The 15905-nt window shown below is 74.6% G+C and carries 11 protein-coding genes and 1 pseudogene; 2 read left to right on the plus strand and 10 right to left on the minus strand.

Annotated features, from left to right (window positions below):
* Window positions 1–61: 61 nt before the first annotated feature.
* The 4 genes from ACIBQ8_RS30880 to ACIBQ8_RS30895 form a co-directional block, all read right to left on the minus strand.
* Window positions 62–1009, minus strand: coding sequence for an NlpC/P60 family protein (locus ACIBQ8_RS30880; RefSeq protein WP_397171827.1), 948 nt, complete (start codon window positions 1007–1009; stop codon window positions 62–64).
* A gap of 233 nt (window positions 1010–1242) precedes the next feature.
* Window positions 1243–1731: a universal stress protein gene (locus tag ACIBQ8_RS30885; RefSeq protein ID WP_397171825.1), complete on the minus strand. Its 489-nt coding sequence runs from the start codon at window positions 1729–1731 to the stop codon at window positions 1243–1245.
* A gap of 32 nt (window positions 1732–1763) precedes the next feature.
* Window positions 1764–3203, minus strand: coding sequence for an MFS transporter (locus ACIBQ8_RS30890; RefSeq protein WP_397193608.1), 1440 nt, complete (start codon window positions 3201–3203; stop codon window positions 1764–1766).
* 1089 nt (window positions 3204–4292) lie between these two features.
* On the minus strand, window positions 4293–4817 hold the full coding sequence (locus tag ACIBQ8_RS30895; protein WP_397193609.1) for a DUF4396 domain-containing protein: 525 nt from the start codon (window positions 4815–4817) through the stop codon (window positions 4293–4295).
* A gap of 38 nt (window positions 4818–4855) precedes the next feature.
* Here ACIBQ8_RS30895 and ACIBQ8_RS30900 point away from each other — a divergent pair.
* Window positions 4856–5395 (plus strand): annotated as a pseudogene (locus ACIBQ8_RS30900) (MarC family protein); the annotation flags it as partial.
* Window positions 5396–5551: 156 nt separating this feature from the next.
* On the opposite strand, the gene ACIBQ8_RS30905 reads toward ACIBQ8_RS30900, so the two are convergent.
* Genes ACIBQ8_RS30905 through ACIBQ8_RS30915 form a run of 3 tightly spaced genes read right to left on the minus strand, consistent with a single transcriptional unit; the run spans window position 5552 to window position 8042 of the window.
* Entirely contained in the window at window positions 5552–6502 is a 951-nt protein-coding gene (locus tag ACIBQ8_RS30905; RefSeq protein ID WP_397193610.1) for a M56 family metallopeptidase, read from the minus strand.
* Complete coding sequence (locus tag ACIBQ8_RS30910) at window positions 6499–6873, minus strand: BlaI/MecI/CopY family transcriptional regulator (protein WP_397171818.1); 375 nt, start codon at window positions 6871–6873, stop codon at window positions 6499–6501. Before ACIBQ8_RS30910 ends, ACIBQ8_RS30905 begins: the two co-directional genes overlap by 4 nt.
* A 26-nt stretch (window positions 6874–6899) precedes the next feature.
* The gene (locus ACIBQ8_RS30915; protein ID WP_397193611.1) at window positions 6900–8042 is read right to left on the minus strand and encodes an NAD(P)/FAD-dependent oxidoreductase; all 1143 of its coding nucleotides are present in this window, start codon (window positions 8040–8042) and stop codon (window positions 6900–6902) included.
* 151 nt (window positions 8043–8193) lie between these two features.
* Between ACIBQ8_RS30915 and ACIBQ8_RS30920 the strand changes: the two genes are divergently transcribed.
* Window positions 8194–8403, plus strand: coding sequence for a heavy-metal-associated domain-containing protein (locus ACIBQ8_RS30920; RefSeq protein WP_397193612.1), 210 nt, complete (start codon window positions 8194–8196; stop codon window positions 8401–8403).
* A 143-nt stretch (window positions 8404–8546) separates the two neighbouring features.
* Here the strand turns inward: ACIBQ8_RS30920 and ACIBQ8_RS30925 are convergent, their stop codons facing one another.
* From ACIBQ8_RS30925 to ACIBQ8_RS30935, 3 genes are read right to left on the minus strand one after another with little or no spacing between them, the layout of a single operon-like run.
* Entirely contained in the window at window positions 8547–11306 is a 2760-nt protein-coding gene (locus ACIBQ8_RS30925; protein ID WP_397193613.1) for a hypothetical protein, read from the minus strand.
* A complete protein-coding gene (locus ACIBQ8_RS30930; RefSeq protein ID WP_397193614.1) occupies window positions 11303–14482 on the minus strand; it encodes a hypothetical protein in 3180 nt (1059 codons plus the stop codon). Before ACIBQ8_RS30930 ends, ACIBQ8_RS30925 begins: the two co-directional genes overlap by 4 nt.
* Complete coding sequence (locus ACIBQ8_RS30935) at window positions 14479–15804, minus strand: SWIM zinc finger family protein (RefSeq protein WP_397193615.1); 1326 nt, start codon at window positions 15802–15804, stop codon at window positions 14479–14481. The genes ACIBQ8_RS30930 and ACIBQ8_RS30935 overlap by 4 nt, the downstream gene beginning before the upstream one ends.
* Between the last annotated feature and the right edge of the window lie 101 nt (window positions 15805–15905).

Here is a 15905-nt window from a genome sequence, read left to right on the forward strand (position 1 = left end):
CGGCCCGAGCGCCCCCCACGGCCCGCCTGGTGCCGGACGTCACGTCCGGCACCGTGGCCGGTCAGGGGCGGATCGCGCCGAGCAGGCGGGTGCGCCAGTAGTCGTCGAGGTCGACCACCTTGACGACGTCACCGGTCTGGGGCGCGTGGACCATCTTCCCGTTGCCGGCGTACATGCCCATGTGGCCGAGCCCCTTGCTGAAGAGCAGGTCGCCGGGTTGCAGCGCGTCGAGCGAGACGCGCCTGCTCGCGCCCCAGGCCCATTGCGTCCAGGTGGTGCGGGGCAGCTCGACGCCCGCCGTGCGCCAGGCGGCCTGGGTGAGGCCGGAGCAGTCGTAGGAGTTCGGGCCCTCGGCGCCGTACTGGTAGGGCTTGCCGACCTGGGCGAAGGCGAACTGCAACGCCAGGCGGGCGCTGCCGGAGGCCGAGCCGGTGTACTTGATGCCGGCGCTGTTCGGATCGCCCGTCCGGAAGGCGCCCAGCCTGCGCAGGAGCTTCGTCTGCGCCTTGACGAGCTTGTCGACCCGCGCCTTCTCCGCCCGAACCTTGTCGCGCGCCGCGTCGGCCTCGGCCAGGACGGTCCGGGCCTCGTCGCGCCGGGCGCGCAGGTCCTTGGTCGTCGCCTGGAACGCCGCCAGTTTCGCCGCCCTGGCCCGCGAGATCTGCTCCAGGGCGGCCATGCCGCCCAGCACCTCGTCGGGGGTGCCGTCGGCGACGAAACGGCCCCAGGTCGTGAGCGGGCCCGACTGGTAGTCGCTGACCACCGCCGAGACGAGGTCCTGGCGTAACCCGTCGGCCTGGGCGTTCTTGCGGGCGACCTCGGCGTTGAGCGCGTCGTACTTCTGCTTGGCCTTCTTGTGCGCCTCGGTCGCCTGGTTGTACTGCTCGACCACCTCGTCGGCGCGCTCGTTCAGCTTCACCAGCTTGGCCCTGGCCCTGGCGGGCGAGGGATCGGCCGAGGCGACGCCCGGGATGGAGACCGCCGCGACCGCCGCAAGTGTCACGGCCACTGCCGCTCGCCCCAGCCTCGTCGCCACGACCACTACGATGCCTCCTCGTACGTCTCCATGCCTGAGGCGGAATAGTACAGAAGTCTGCCCTGTTCGTTGGCATTTCGCCGGTACTACCCGGCGTAACAGGCCGTCGTTCCGGCTCGTTGGGGGATACGCACGCCGCGTTCGGCGCGTTCACCGGAACGCCGAAACGCCCGGCTCCGAAAGGAGCCGGGCGTCTCTCGGCGGCCTCAGCGGACCGCGCGGTGCTCGGCGGCGCGACGGGCGTCGGCCAGCGGCTTGGACGGGACGATCAGCGTGGGTCGCGCGGTGGCGTGCATGACATGGGTGGACGTGCTGCCCGACAGCAGCGCCCGCAGCCCCTGCCGTCCGCGCGAGCCCAGGACGATCAGCGAGGCGCCGACCTCCTCGGCGGCCTCGACGATGGCGGCGGCCACCACCTCCTCCGGGACCGAGGCGACCCGCGGCTCGGCCCGCAGCCCGAGGGAGCGGGCGAGGTCGGCGCCCTCGGCGGCCAGCCGTTCCGAGGCGTCCAAGGTCCTGGCGTCGATGTCCCGCAGGTCCTCCAGGGCGGGATGCCCTTCGAGGTGGGCGGCGAGGCTCTCCAGAGGCTGACGGGCGTACAGCACCACCGCGGACGCGCCGGGGAACAGCCGGGCGGCCTCCTCGACGGCGTGGCGGGCGTCGGGTGAACCGTCGTAGGCGATGAGGATGGACATGGGGATCTCCTTCGGAGCTGTGAGCGTCGAGGTCAGCCGCGGGTGGCGGCGGTGGTCCCGGCGGTGTCGGCGGCCTCGGCGGGTGCGGCGGCCCGCGAGCGGAGCGTCAGCGCGGCGATCAGGGCGCCGGCGACCGCGATGCCGGCGGCTCCGACGAAGGCCGAGGAGAAGCCGTCGGTCAGCGCGGGCAGGTTCCCGAGCTGGGCGGCGCCGTTGGCGGCGGCGACGGCCGTCATGGCGGCCAGCCCGAGGGCCGAGCCGACCTGGTAGCTGGTGTTGACGATGCCGGAGGCCAGGCCGCCCTCCTCGGGACGGGCGGAGGAGATGGCGGTGCCGAGCGAGGGGATGAAGGCCAGCGACATGCCGAGCGCGGCCACCAGGCTGGCGGGCAGGACGTCGACCGCGAAGCTGCCCTCGGGGCTGATCAGCGACAGCCAGCCCATCCCGACGGCGAGCAGGACGAGACCCGCCACCGTGACGGCCTTGGGGCCGAACCGGTTGATGGCGCGCGGCGCCAGGACGATCATGCCGAGCATGATGAGGACGGTCATCGGCACCAGGGCCGCGCCGCTGGGGAAGGCGCTGTAGCCGAGGACCTGCTGAAGGTACAGGTTCAGGAAGAACCACATCGGGATCCAGGCCCCGCCGAGCAGGAGCTGGGTCAGGTTGGCGGCGGCGAGGTTGGGCGTACGGAAGATCGACAGCCTCATCAGCGGCTCGCGGCGGCGGGCCTGGATCACCAGGAAGGCGATGAGCAGCGCGATCGCGGCGGCCAGCACGCCCCAGGTCTGCGCGGAGCCCCAGCCGACCTCGGGCGCCCGGACGATCGCGTAGACGGCCGCGCCCAGCCCGGCGGTGACGGTCAGCGCGCCGAGGACGTCGATGGAGCCGCGCTGGGACTGCCCGGCGGGCATCAGCGGACGGGTGGCGAAGAGCGCGACGAGCGCGATCGGGATGTTGATGTAGAAGACCCAGGGCCAGCTCAGGTACTCGGTGATGACGCCGCCGAGGAACACGCCCGCGGTGCCGCCCGCCGGGGCGGCCGCGCCGTACAGGGCGAGGGCCTTGGTGAGCTCCTTGGGGTCGTGGCCGAACAGCATCATCAGCAGGGTCAGCGCGGACGGGGCGATCAGGGCCGCGCCGACGCCCTGGACGGCGCGTCCGGTGAGCTCGACCCACACCTCGGGGGCGATGCCGGCCACGAGCGAGCCGGCGAGCAGGATGAGCCAGCCGGCGCCGAACAGCTTGCGTGCGCCGAACAGGTCCGAGAGCCGGCCGCCGAGCAGCAGGAGCCCGCCGAAGGCGACGACGTAGGCGTTGAAGACCCACGACAGGTTCTCCTGCGAGAAGCCGAGGTCTTCCTGGATGCGGGGGAGGGCCACGCCGATGATCGACGTGTCCATGATGACGATGAACTGGGCCGTGGCGATCAGGGCCAGGGCGGTCCATCGCCGGGGGGATGGTGCGGACATGAGCATTCTCCAGCACTACGCCGTACCCCGGTGGGGGATGCGGGCGGGTCTTTTGGTTCTTCGTTAATACCCATAGGGGGTATCTGGCGATGAACATACATACACCTGGGGGGTATCTGTCAAGTCCGCGCGACGGAGATCGTCCGGACGGCCCTGCGCGGCGACGGGCCCCCACGCCTCGGCGACCCGGCCCGATGGCCGGACGCTGACGGTATTTCCGCAGCTCCGGCCGCCTAGGGCGAGGCGTCAGGAGGCAGGGCGCGCAGGTGACGCGTCACGGGCCGCGGTGTGCGGGAAGTGCCGGAGGGTGGGGTGTGTGAGATGGGTCGCGCTGTATGCAGGGAGGGGGTATGCGGGACAGAGGTATGCGGGCCGGGGGTATGCGGGCCCGGCGTATCGGGCCTGGGGTGTGCGGGTCCGGCATGCGAGGCCCGGGTATGCGAGGGGGGCAGGTGTGTGGACCGATGTCTGTAGGGGCCGGGGTATGCGGACCCCCAGTACACGAGCCCCGGGTATGTGGGCCGGTGCCTGTAGGGGGCGGGGGTATACGGGTGGCCTTCGGAACGCGGCCCCCGGTATGCCAGGCCGGAGTGGGTGAGCCCCGCGTATGCGAGGCCGGGGGCGAGCCCTGCGTATGCGAGGCATGCGGGCCTCCCGGCATGCGGGGCCGGGGTATGCGGGGCGGGGGTATGTGCGGTGCGTGAGAGGCGGGGTGTGCGGGCTATGTGGGGTGGGAGGCGGCCCGCGGGGCTTCGCCGCGCTCTCTTGGCTTGGCGTCGGTGCGGCCCGTGGTGGCGGCAGGAAGTGTCAGCTCATGGCGGTGAGCCGGGGCCGGAGTTGCCGTGCCTTCCTGGCTCGGGGGTGGATGGGGCCGCGACAGTGCCAGGGAAATGCGCGCTCGTGGCGGCGAGCCGGGTGTCGTGTCGGACCGCCATGCTCTCCGGGCTCGACGTCGAGGGGCCGGCCTGTGCGGTGGTCGGAGGGCCGCTCGTGGCGGGTGTCCGCGAGCGGGCCCGCCTCTCGTCCGGGATGCGGGCGATCACGGACGGCGGGCGGGGCGGCTCATGGTGTACCTGAGGCGGTGTCCTGTCAGTGGCCGTGATGGCCCGCGTGGCCCTGGTGGTACTGGTGGATCACGGCGTGACCCTTGCCGCGGGAGATCAGCCACTTGTTCACCGGCGTCGTCAGCAGGAACGCCACCAGCAGCGACCCGGCCAGCGCCACCCAGAACAGCCAGTTGCCCAGCCCGGCGTCCATGGCGCCCGGCACGGTCACCATCACGGTGTTGTCCAGCACCTCCATCACCGCGATCGAGATGGTGTCGGCGGCCAGCGCCACCTTCAGCGCCGACTTGAAGTCCACCCCGGCGCGCAGGACGCCTCGCATGGTCAGCGCGTAGCCGAACACGAAGGCCAGCGCCACCGAGAGGATCACGGTGGCGAGGTTGGACAGGCCGAGCGCGGTGCCGATCACCATGCCGAGCACTTCGCCGATCGCGCACCCGGTCAGGCAGTGCAGGGTCGCCTGGGCGGCCATGGCCCACGTGGCGGCGGGCGGAGCGGCGTGATGGTGCTCCGAGGGGGAGGAGGGAGGGTGATGTCCACTATGGTCCATGGTGATACTCCTTAGGTGGGGTGACCGATTTTAGGGGTATGGGGTATGCCGGTAAAGAGGGAGGTGAGCCCTCTGTCCGCGGCATAAGGGGGAAGAGGGAGGTCGGGGGCCGGTTTGGCCGAGAGGTCAGAATACTATTCTGTATAGTAGATAGCGCGGCCCGACGCCGTCCGTCCGGCTCGGGAACAGCGCGGCTGCCGCCCCGTTCGGGTGGCCATGAACAGGCGGGAACGCGGCGGCGCGGTGTGGCTGCGCCGGACCATGCCCAGCGGCTCCACGGAGCAGCCGTGTTCGGCGACGGGCTGTTCGACGCGCTCGGCGTCTCCTTGAAGGGGTTGCAGGTGGCCGGCGGCGTGCTGCTCGCGCTCATCGGGCTCGACCTGCTCAAGACCAACTGCGCCCGCAACCGGACTGACCACGGAAGCCGAGCCGTGGCCTTCGTGTACGCCGCTGTCGGCCGGGCCGGGGCCGTCGCGGCGACGATGCTCTACATGGAGCGGGCGGCCACCGCCACGGCCGTGACGGCGGTCGGCCTGGCGCCGGCCGCGGCGCTGCTCCTGACCTGGCCCACGGTGCGCTTCTCCTCTGTGGTCCTCAAGGACAACCGGCTCAACCCGATCACCCGGGTGATGGGACCGCTGGCCCGTGCAGCCGGTCGCGGGGCGTGCGGCACTGGGCGCGCTGGGGCGTCGCCTGACCTCGTCCGGCCCCTGGCTACTAACGGCAGTAGTAGGTCAGAGCGACAGCAGCGAGTGGCAGTGGTGGGCCAGGAACGAGCCGACGCCCGGCGCGAGCGCCACCGCCGCGGGCCCGCCGAGCAGCGCGCTGACCGCCAGCAGCCCGGTCAGCCGTTCGCGGCGGCCGAGCGGCTGCTCGGGGCCGAGCAGCCGGCGTACGCGGCTGAGCGCCGTCTCCCCGCCCGCCCCGAGCGTGAACGCGGGCGCGCGCCCGGTGGCCAGGCCCACCAGCGCCGCGGCGATCTGGGCGCGCGGGTGGCGGCGGGCCGCGACGTCGTCGGCGAGCAGCTCGACCAGCCGGGCGATCTCGGTCCTGGCCCGCTCGAACAACGGCACCCTGGGAAACGCCCGGACCAGGGCCTCGGCCCCGGCCAGCACCAGATGATGACGGCCGCGCAGGTGCGCCCGCTCGTGCTCCAGCACGGCGGCGATCTGCTCCGGCGTCAGGGCGCGCAGCGCGCTCGTGGTGATGACCGTCTGCGCGCGCCGGCCCGGCACGCAGTACGCCAGCCGCTCGTCGTAGTCGATCACCACCACGCCCAGCTCTGCGTCGCGCCGCCCGAGCAGCCGCAGCATGGCGGCGTGCCGGCGGCGTTCCAGGGCGGCCCTCACCAGCACCGTCCCGCCGCACCAGAGCACTCTGGCCGGCACCGCGCCGGCCGCCAGCATGGCCGCGAACCCTGCCCGGGACACGCCGGAGCCGTCGCCCAGCATGTCGGCGCACGCCTCGAACAACCCCGCCAGCCCGTGGCCCACGAGCTCGGCCGGCACGGCGAAGGCCAGCGCGGCGAGCACCGCCGAGGCGACCACGGACGCCGCGCCCGCCTGCCACAGCGCGATCGCCAGCCGCGGCGCCCGGTCGGACCACCTTGCGGCCCGCTGCCCCAGCGCGGGCAGCCAGACGGCCGCCACCACCGTGTAACAGGCCAGGACGACGGCGGCGATCATGCGGGACGGCCCCGGTGCGGGTAGACCTGAAGGGCTGCCTCCAGCGCCACGGCCTCCTCGGGGGTGAGCCGTTCGAGGAAGTGCACGAGGGTGGCGGCCTGGTTGCCGCTGCCCGCGAGCGCGCGGCGCATCAGGTCGGCGGTGTACGCCTCCTTGGAGGCGACCGGTTCGTAGACGTAGGCGCGGCCGACGGCCTCGCGCCGGAGCATGCCCTTGGTGTGCAGCTTGTCCATCACGGTCATCACCGTGGTGTAGGCGATGGTCCGCCGCTGCTTGAGGTCTTCGAAGACGTCGCGGACCGAGGCGGGACGCCGCCTGGCCCACATCCAGTCCATGATCGTGGATTCGAGCTCGCCAAGGCCACGCATCATGCCGGTCATGCTACCCGCGGTCGTAGTCAGAGCGCCTCGCCCGCGGCGATGGACCGCTTGAGCCTGATCAGGTCCTTCGGGGCGTTGACGGCGACCGCCCCGACCAGCACGCCGTCGCGGGCGAAGGCCACGGCGAAGCGGTCCTCCTCCGGGTCGCCGGCGACGACGCGCGCCTCGTCGGCCAGGTGGGGCAGCCCGGCCGTCTGGATGCGGGCGCCGTGCACGTGGGTGGCGAAGTTGGGCACGTCCGCGAACGGCTGCGCCTCGTCGGGCCCGGCAAGCAGGTTGCGGGCGGCCACCGCGCCCTGCTCGTTGGCGTTGGACCAGTGCTCGACGCGGATCAGGGCGTCGCCGTACAGGCGGTGCGGCCAGCGGGCCACGTCGCCCGCCGCGACGACGTTCACCGAGCCGGTGGCGTACAGCGTCGGCTCGCACAGCACGCCGTCGTCCACGGTCAGGCCGCTGCCCGCCAGCCATTCGGTGTTGGGGGTCACGCCCATGCCGCCCACGACCAGGTCGGCGGACAGCATGCGGCCGTCGTCGAGCCGCACCTGGCCGCCGGTCACGCCGGTGACCCGGACACCGGTGACGAGCTCGACGCCGTTGCGCTCGTGGTGCCCGGCCAGCCAGCGCGCCGCCTGCGCGCCGAGCCCCGCGTGCATGGGATGCGGGCCGGAGTCGACCAGGGTGACCTTGCGGCCGAGCTGCCTGGCCGTGGTCGCCACCTCGCCGCCGATGAACCCGCCGCCGATGACCAGCACGTGCTCGTGGCCGGCGGCCAGCTCGGCGCGCAGGGCCAGGGCGTCCTCCAGGGTGCGCAGGGCGTGCACGCCGTCGAGCCGCCGGGGACGGGCGCCGCTCGCCACGACCAGGCCGTCGTAGCCGAGCTCGGCGCCGTCGTCGAGGACGACCGTGCGGCTCCCGGCGTCCAGGCGCACCGCCTGCCTGCCGCGCAGCCAGTCGTCGCCGAGCTCTTCGGCGCCGGGGAGCGTGACGTCCTCGTCGCCGCGCAGGACGCTCTTGGACAGCGGCGGCCGGTTGTACGGCACGTGCGCCTCGGCGCCGACCAGCGTGAGTTCGCCGTCGAAGCCCTCCCGGCGCAGGGTCTGGACGGCCCGCAGCCCCGCCAGCGAGGCGCCGACCACGACGATCTTGTCAAGGGTTCTCATGCGAGGCGACGATACCGGGTAGGGGTATGGGCGAGGCAATGTGACGCGCGTCTCACATACCCCTCCGCCGTATGAGTTGCCTTTCCGGAGGATCGGGCGTACGTTCTCTTCCGATATACCCGGCAGGGGTATCAACGAGAGGAGCGAGGCGATGAGCACGAAGACCTACACGGTGTCCGGGATGACCTGCGGCGGCTGCGCGGGCACCGTCAAGACCGAGATCGGCAAGGTCGCCGGGGTCTCCTCGGTCGACGTCGAGCTGGCCACGGGGCAGGTGACCGTCACCTCCGCCGACGCCCTCGACGACGCGAAGATCAGGGACGTCGTCGAAGAGGCGGGCTACGAGCTGGTGGTCGGCTGAGCCGGCGAGACCACCGAAGCGGCGCCGGGCCGACCCGGCGCCGCTTCGGCCTGTCCGGCGCTGATCCCAGTGCCGCTTCGGCCTGTCCAGGGCTGATCACAGCGCCGGATCGGCCTGGCCGGCGGGGTCGGCACCGGGCCGGTTCAGGGGGCGCGGGTCAGTGCCTGGTGCAGGCCCCGGCAGGCCCGGGTGAGCGAGGTCGAGCCGCGTCTGCCCGCGTGGGCGGCCACCTCCGGGATCCCGCCGCGCGCGCCGGCCCACATGGCGACGTCCGTGGCCAGCACGACGGCGTCGGTGTGCGCCCGCCGGGCCCGCTCGCCCCCGCTCGGGAGGAAGACGGCCAGGAAGTGGCGCAGGATCGTCCACACCTCGGCGTGCGCGCCCTGCCGGGCGGCCAGTTCCAGCGACGGCAGGGCGAGGCCGGCCGCGACACCCCTGCGACGGCTCAGCAGGCCCAGCAGACGGCCCGTCCCGGCGGCCGGGAGCGCGCCCTTGGCCGCCAGTTCGAGCAGCGGGGGCACCGCGTCGTCGCCCTCCGCGGTGAGCAGGAAGGCCAGGACCAGGGCCGTGGCCGGGCCGGACTCGCCGTCGGCCAGCGCCAGGCCGCGCAGGTCGTCGATGCCGGGCGGGATCGAGTGGTCGAGCAGGCCGAGCGCCAGATGGGCCGCCGCGAGCTCCCGGTGCCAGGGCGTCATGCCGGGCCAGAAGTCACGTGGCCCGCGCCGGAAAGGACGCCTCACGGAGGGCTCGCCCAGCAGGGCGTCGGCGGGGGCGAGGCCGGTGGGCGCGGCGGGCGGCCAGCTCACCGTGGCGATCCCGTGCCGGTCGAGGACCTGCTCGTGGGACGCCGAGCCGGGCTCGGGAGCCCAGGTCACCTCGACCCGAGGGGGCGGGGGCGCGCCGCGCCCGAGCCGGCGGGCCACCGCGGCGGCGGCCTCGGAGCCGATGCCCCGCGCCCGTTCGGCCAGGTCGGGGGCCGGATCCGAGGGCAGGCGCAGCAGGGCCTGTGCCAGGTCGAACGGCAGCGGCTCGCGGCCGGAGCGCGCGCACCCGGCCAGGCGGGTGAGCAGGGTCTCGGGGTCGAGGCGGCCGTCGGCGCGAGTGGGCGTGGCCAGCAGGACCGGGGGCAGGGCTCCGGCCTTCGCGGCGCGCAGCAGCTCGTCCAGGCGGGACAGCAGGAAGATGGTGGGACCGGCGCTCAGCTCCGGCCGGGGAACGCGGTCCCAGTCGGCGGGCGCCGGTCGGGCGGCCGGGTCGTAGAGATCGGGCTCGGCGTCGTCCGTCCGCAGCAGCTCCTCCTGCACGTCGTCGGGCAGCCCGTGCAGCGGGAGCATCGTGCGCAGGCCGGGGACCAGGCGGAAGGCCGTGGCCGCGAGGTTGACCATGCCGTCGTACAGGGCCTGCCCGACGTCGCCGGGCGCGCTCCGGTACGGCGGCCACTCCCGCGGCGGACGCGAGCCGGGCGGCCCCGGATCCTCGCCCGGGTTGACGAGCTCCCTGGCCAGCGCGGTGCACCAGTCGCGCGGCGACTCCCACACCGGCATGTCGTACAGCACCGGCCGCAGCTCCTCGCCGAACCGCCGGGCCAGCGTCTCCCGCAGGGACGCGGGGTTCGCGTGGGCCTCCCGCACCACCGCCGCCAGCCACGCCTCGACGGCGATCCAGCCCGTCTCCGCCGGCGGGCCGCTCTCCGGGCCGCGGACCGGGAACGGGCCGGGCACGGTGACCTCGGGCAGCAGGCCAGGGGTGAAGTCGCCGGTCCGGCCCGCGCCGAAGCGCTCGTGCAGCCGCCGGGCCGAGGCCGGGGGCAGCAGCTCGGCCCCCTCCAGGATCGCCGTGGGGTCGGTGACGTGACCGGCGTGCTTGAGCGTGAGGGCCACCGCGCGGTCGCGCACCTCGTGGGAGGCGTGCCCGTACGCGTTGGTCAGCGCCGTGACGTGGTCGTTCACCCGTTCCGGGTGGGGGCCGAGCTCGCGGTCGAGCCAGGTCAGGCCCTTCACCGCGAGCCCGGCCTCCGGGCGGAAGGTCATCGACTCGACGGCCTCGGCGACGTCCGCGGGGTCGAGCCGGGCCGCGCGCACCTGCCGCCAGGCCAGCTCGGCCACCGGGCCCGGCGCGGTGGCCAGCAGCCGCAGGTAGTCGCGCAGCCGTCCGGCCGACTCCGCCGGCGCGGGCGCCACAAGCGTGTGCAGCCGGACGAAGAAGCGCAGGTCACGCATGTCGCCGCCGAGCAGGAACCGGCGCACGCAGCCCGCGACGACCTGCTCGCGCGGCAGCGCGCGACCGGCCAGGGCCAGCCAGTGGGACGGCTCGGGGGCGAGCTTCTCGTCGGCCAGCGCCCGTCCCGCGCCGGCCGCCTCGAAGATCCGCGGAAGCAGGTGGGGCGTCAGCGGGTCGTCGGCCACGACCGCCGCCGACAACCAGGCCGCCACCAGCGGTTCGTGGTCGGGCGGGGTGACCGGACCGTCGCGCAGCAGCGCCAGGGCCAGCGGCACGGCCCGGTCGTCGGGACGGCGGACGCGGCGCGCGAGCCGGACCGCCAGATCGGCCCGCCAGTCCGCCGGGCGGCCGGAGACCGCTCTGACCAGCCGGTACGGGCTCGGCGCGGCGGACGTCCCCGGATCGAGATCGCGCTTCATCAGCCAGGTCGCCGCGCCGGCCGGGCCCGGAACGGTCGCCGCGCCCACCATCATCAGCGCCTCGCAGGGGCTGGTGAGCTGGTCGAAGGCGTTCCAGCGGGCGGCGAGCAGCCGCGGGCGCAGCTCGTCGAGCAGCCCCGGCAGCTCGGCGGCGACGGCGGCCCGCTCGGCGCCGGTGAGGCCCGGCAACCGCGAGGCCAGCCGCTCGGTGTCACAGGCGAGCACGAGATGCCTGATCTCGGCGCGGACGTCGCCGGCGGTCATGACGTGGCCCCGGTGAGCTGGGCGTGGAGGCGCCGGCAGGCGTGGGCGAAGCGGGTCGTCCGGCGGCTGCCCGCGCGCTCGGCGACGACCGGGATGTCCCCGCGCGCGCCGGTCCAGAGGGCCACGTCGGTGGCGAAGGCGACGAGCCGGGTGTGGCTCACGGTGACGCGCCGCCCCTCCCCGGGCAACATCACCGGCAGCAGGGCCCGCATGACCCGCCACACCTCGTGGTGGCCGCCGGCCTCGGCCAGCCCGGTCAGGGCCGCGATGGCGCGGGTGGTCTCCAGCCAGGTGCGGCGCAGCGCCAGCGCGAGCTGACGGCCGATCGCCTCGGCGGGCAGCTCGCCCCTGGCGGCCATGCGCAGGGCCAGCGGGATCATCTCGGGCACGCCGGAGGCCAGGAGGAAGGCGAGGATCAGCGCCCCGGACTCGCCCATAGGCCCCTGGGCGAGCTCCAGGCCGGTGATCTCCGCCGGGGCGCGCCAGTCGCCCCAGTGGCCCTGCAGCAGGTAGGGCAGGAAGCTGACGGCCACGACCTCGCGGTGGGAGGGCAGGACCGCGGGCCACGCCCCCATGGTGTGGCGGGACTCGCTGCCCGCCCACTCGGACGGCTCGCGCAGCGCCACCTCGTCGATCAGCCGATTGCCGGTCGGGGCCGTCACCCGCAGCACGGGCCGCAGCCTGACCTCGGCGAAGGGCTCCGGCTCCGCGTCGCCGAACTCGACCATGGACGCGTCGACCATGTGACGCCACCCGTGGCCGCACTCGGGGTCGGCCATGCCGTCACCGGCGAGCCATCGGGCGGCCGACCGCGCCGCCTCCGACTCGACCTTGGCGGCCCGCTCGGCCGCCGCCGGATGGCGGCCCCGCGGCAGCCGCAGCAGCGCCTGCGCCAGGTCGGCGGGGAGCGGTTCCACCCCGGCGGCGGCGCACGTCTCCAGCCGGCCGACCAGCACGTCGGGGTCGAGGTGGCCGCTCGTCCAGGTCGGCGTGGCCAGCAGCACCGGCGGCAGGGCGTCCTCGCGGAGGGCCGCGGCGAGCTCAGCGTGGCGGTGCAGCAGGAAGTCGTGGAGCGGGCCGACCCGGCCGAGGCGGGGCAGCCGGTTGCGCCGCCGCCACTCGTCCTGCTCGGACAGCGCGTGGGGCAGGTACGAGCGCAGCCGCGGCGGGACGAACACGATGGTCACCTGGGCGAGCGGCTCGTCCGGGCCCGGCGGGGGCACCGGTCGCCCCAGCCGCATCGCCGCGATCCGGGTGGGGTCCACGCCGAGCGCGGCCATCTCGTCGTAGGCGCGGTCGAGCAGGTGGTACGGCATGACCTCCACGGAGTCGTCGTACCGGACGCCGGGCCGCTTGCGGACCGGGCGGGGATCATCGGGATCGTTCAGCCGGATGCGGCCTTCGGAGAGGGGGATCTCCTGGCCGCCCTCGCGGGCCACCGCACCGGCGGGGCCTTCGTCGCTGGTCCAGGTGATGGAGAAGGCGCGCATCGGGGCGTCGTCGTCGAGGTAGCGGCCCGGCCGGTGGCCGCCGCCCATCATGATCCGCCCGGTCGGCGGCTCCTGGCCGGGCTCCCGCCCGCGGGGGACGGCGCGCAATCGCACGGAGTGGCCGGCGCGCTCCCAGAACCTCTCCGGCTGGATCGGCGGGACCTCCGGCACGCTGCCGGGCGTGACGAGCTCGGCGGCCAGCGCCGACCGCCATTCGCCGGGATCGAGGAACACGTCCTTGAGCCGCCAGTGGCCGCGGGCCTGCTCGACGTGGGCCTGCTCGACGTGGGCCTGCTCGATGTGGGCCTGCTCGACGCGCGGCGCGAGCTTGCGGCGCAGTTCCGCCCGGTCGTCGGCGACGCCGGTGACGAAGGCCGCCAGCCAGCGCTCCTCGTCGATCCAGGGCTCGTGCCCGCCGGGGAAGATCGACGGCTCGGGGAAGGGCAGCGGCCGCGCGGGCTCGGGCAGCGGCGGGAACTCCCTGGCCTCCAGCAGCTCCTCGACCGGGGTCTCCCCGCCGAACCGCCCGGCCAGCTTCGCGCCCAGGTCCGCGGGCAGGTCGCGGACGGCGTCGAGGATCGCCTCGGCGTGGCCGGTGAGCAGGCCGGCGTGTTTGAGCGTCAGCTCGACCGCGCGGTTGCGCACGTCGAAGGACGTGTGCGCGTACGCCGTGGTCAGCGCGGCGACGAAGTCGGGGGCGGTCTCCGGCGTGGCCCTGATCGCCTGGTCGAGCCAGCGCAGCCCGGTGACGGCGAGCTTGGCCTCGGCCCGGAAGGTGAGCGCGTCGACCGCCTCGACCAGGTCGGCGTGGTCGAGCGGCATCGCCGCCCGCACCTGCGCGGCGGCCGACTCGGCGACCGTGCCCGGCGCGGACGGCAGCAACCGCAGGTAGTCGCGCAGGCGGGCGGCCGACTCCGCGGGCGTGGGATCGAGCAGCGTGTGCAGCCGGACGAAGAACCGCAGGTCCTGCTGCTCGCCGCCGCGCAGGAACCGGCTCACGCAACCGTCGAGTGCCTGCTCCCTGGGGATCTTGCGGGCGACGGCGGCCAGCCAGCGGGAGGGCCGGGGCCGCAGCGTCTCCTCCCGCAGGACGCGGCCGGCGCCGTCGGCGTCGAAGATCCGGGGCAGCAGCACGGGGGCCAGCGGGTCGTCGGGCACGGTCGGCAGGGACAGCCAGGCGGCCACCAGCGGGTCGTGGTCGGGCGGCACCGCGCCGGACTGGCGCAGCAGCTCCAGGGCCAGCGGCGCGATGCGGTCGGCGGGACGGCGCACCCGCCGGGCCAGCCGGACCGCGACGTCCCGGCGCCATTCCTCCGGACGGGCGGCCGCCACCCGGCACACCTGGTCGACCCTGACGGCCGGCGCCCAGCGGCGGTTGACGTCGCGGCCGGTCATCCACGTCACCGCGGCGGCCGGGCCGGTGATGAGCCCGACGCCGGCCACCAGCAGCGCCCTGGCCATGCCGGTGAACAGCTTCTCGACCTCCCAGGAGGCCATCTCCCCGAAGTCGTCGGGGTACTCGGCGCGCACCTGCTCGGTGCGGACCCGGCGCAGCTCCTTGACCAGGCCCGGCAGCTGCCCGGCCAGCTCGGCGCGCTCCTGCTCGGTCAGCGTGACCAGCCGGTCGGCCAGGCGGCCGGCCTCCTTGCGGACGACGAGGTCGCGGATCTCCGTCCAGAGGGTCATCGGGAGACCTCCACGGCGGCGCGGGCGACGATCCGGGCGGCCAGCACGTGCTTGCACGGGCCGCGCGAGCCGCGGTGGTCCCACCACCACTCGCACGTGCAGGAGCCGTCGGCCAGCGAGACCTGGCGCGTGCCGCCCGAGGTGCGGACGGTGGCCGACTCGCCGTCGAGCCGCACGGCGCCCGCCTCGACGAGCCTGCGCGCGCTGGCCAGGCGCGGGTTGAGCACGGTCACGTTGTCCTTGTCGTAGGGCAGCTCGCGGTGGAAGTGGGCGGCCTCGGCCAGGTCGTAGCCGACCCGGCCGGCGACGCCGAGCTGCGTCAGCGCGGCCCGCACCCGGTCGGCGGGGATGCCGGCGCGGTCGGCCAGCAGGCCGATCTCGACCTCGGGCTCGAAGTTGAGCAGCATGCCGACCACGTCGGCGTCGTTCTCGGCCTCGTCGGTGGCCAGGTCGTCGAGCACCGCGCCCTCGCCGGAGAAGCCGCGCCAGCGCTCGGGCGACAGGGTGAGCGTGTAGCGCATGCCCGGCAGCTCCAGCTCCCAGGCGCTGGAGGCGGCGTCGGACGGGCCGTACACCCGCAGGGCCTTGGCGAAGCGGAGCAGCGGCAGCAGGGTGGCGAGCCGGTTGGGGCCGGCGAGTCGGACGGAGCCGGGAACCGGGCGGTCGGAGACCTTCAGGTCGCGCCCCGCCTGCGCCACCCACACCGTGCCCTTCCTGGGCAGCCCGCGCAGGAAGCGCACCGCCGCCATGCCGGCCAGCTCGCCGCGCTGGTCCATGCCCGAGGCGATGACCTGCACCTCGGCGAACCCGCGCAGCCAGCGCTCGGGCAGCGGCACCTTCTTCTCCACCACCGCGCCGTCCGTCGTGGTCACGACCAGCTCGTCGAGGCCCACTCCCAGGTGCAGCGGGTCGCGCGCGCCGATGCGCGCCAGCGCCTCCCGCAGCGGGGCGTTCACGTCGACGTTGGTGGTGCCCCGGTCGAAGACCTCGCCGTCGAGCGCGCCCTGCAGCAGGTCGAGCCGGGCGTACACGCCGCCGCAGGCGGAGAACGACTCGAAGCGCAGGCGGTCGCCGTTGCACGTCACCACCGGGTCGCGCACCCAGCCCCGCTCCTGCGGCTGGTGGTAGCGGGCCAGCGCCACGTCGGCGACGCCGAGCAGGGCCGCCGCGGCGGGGGCGGCCTGGGTCACCACGCCGCTGAAGAAGCGGGGGGCCAGGGCGGGGCCGGACAGGGCACGGCCGCCGGAGGTCGCGAGCCCGAGGCGACCGTCGATGAGGGAGGAGGGCGCGGCGTACGTGTACGCCTGCGTCGCTGAAGTCATGGCCGGGACGATAGATCGCGCCACCGACAAGATCGCCGGGGCGCCTTCCGCCGATCCTGAGGCCGGATCATCTTTGATTCCGGATGCTCTACTTATTTCGG

The sequence above is a fragment of the Nonomuraea sp. NPDC049646 genome (assembly GCF_044465525.1).
Taxonomy (GTDB): domain Bacteria; phylum Actinomycetota; class Actinomycetes; order Streptosporangiales; family Streptosporangiaceae; genus Nonomuraea.

Coding starts and splice junctions, on each gene's coding strand:
- ACIBQ8_RS30925 (WP_397193613.1), bottom strand. CDS start 11,306: ATGACCGCCGGCGACGTCCGCGCCGAGATCAGGCATCTCGTGCTCGCC.
- ACIBQ8_RS30895 (WP_397193609.1), bottom strand. CDS start 4,817: ATGGACCATAGTGGACATCACCCTCCCTCCTCCCCCTCGGAGCACCAT.
- ACIBQ8_RS30915 (WP_397193611.1), bottom strand. CDS start 8,042: ATGAGAACCCTTGACAAGATCGTCGTGGTCGGCGCCTCGCTGGCGGGG.
- ACIBQ8_RS30890 (WP_397193608.1), bottom strand. CDS start 3,203: ATGTCCGCACCATCCCCCCGGCGATGGACCGCCCTGGCCCTGATCGCC.
- ACIBQ8_RS30885 (WP_397171825.1), bottom strand. CDS start 1,731: ATGTCCATCCTCATCGCCTACGACGGTTCACCCGACGCCCGCCACGCC.
- ACIBQ8_RS30935 (WP_397193615.1), bottom strand. CDS start 15,804: ATGACTTCAGCGACGCAGGCGTACACGTACGCCGCGCCCTCCTCCCTC.
- ACIBQ8_RS30920 (WP_397193612.1), top strand. CDS start 8,194: ATGAGCACGAAGACCTACACGGTGTCCGGGATGACCTGCGGCGGCTGC.
- ACIBQ8_RS30930 (WP_397193614.1), bottom strand. CDS start 14,482: ATGACCCTCTGGACGGAGATCCGCGACCTCGTCGTCCGCAAGGAGGCC.
- ACIBQ8_RS30905 (WP_397193610.1), bottom strand. CDS start 6,502: ATGATCGCCGCCGTCGTCCTGGCCTGTTACACGGTGGTGGCGGCCGTC.
- ACIBQ8_RS30910 (WP_397171818.1), bottom strand. CDS start 6,873: ATGATGCGTGGCCTTGGCGAGCTCGAATCCACGATCATGGACTGGATG.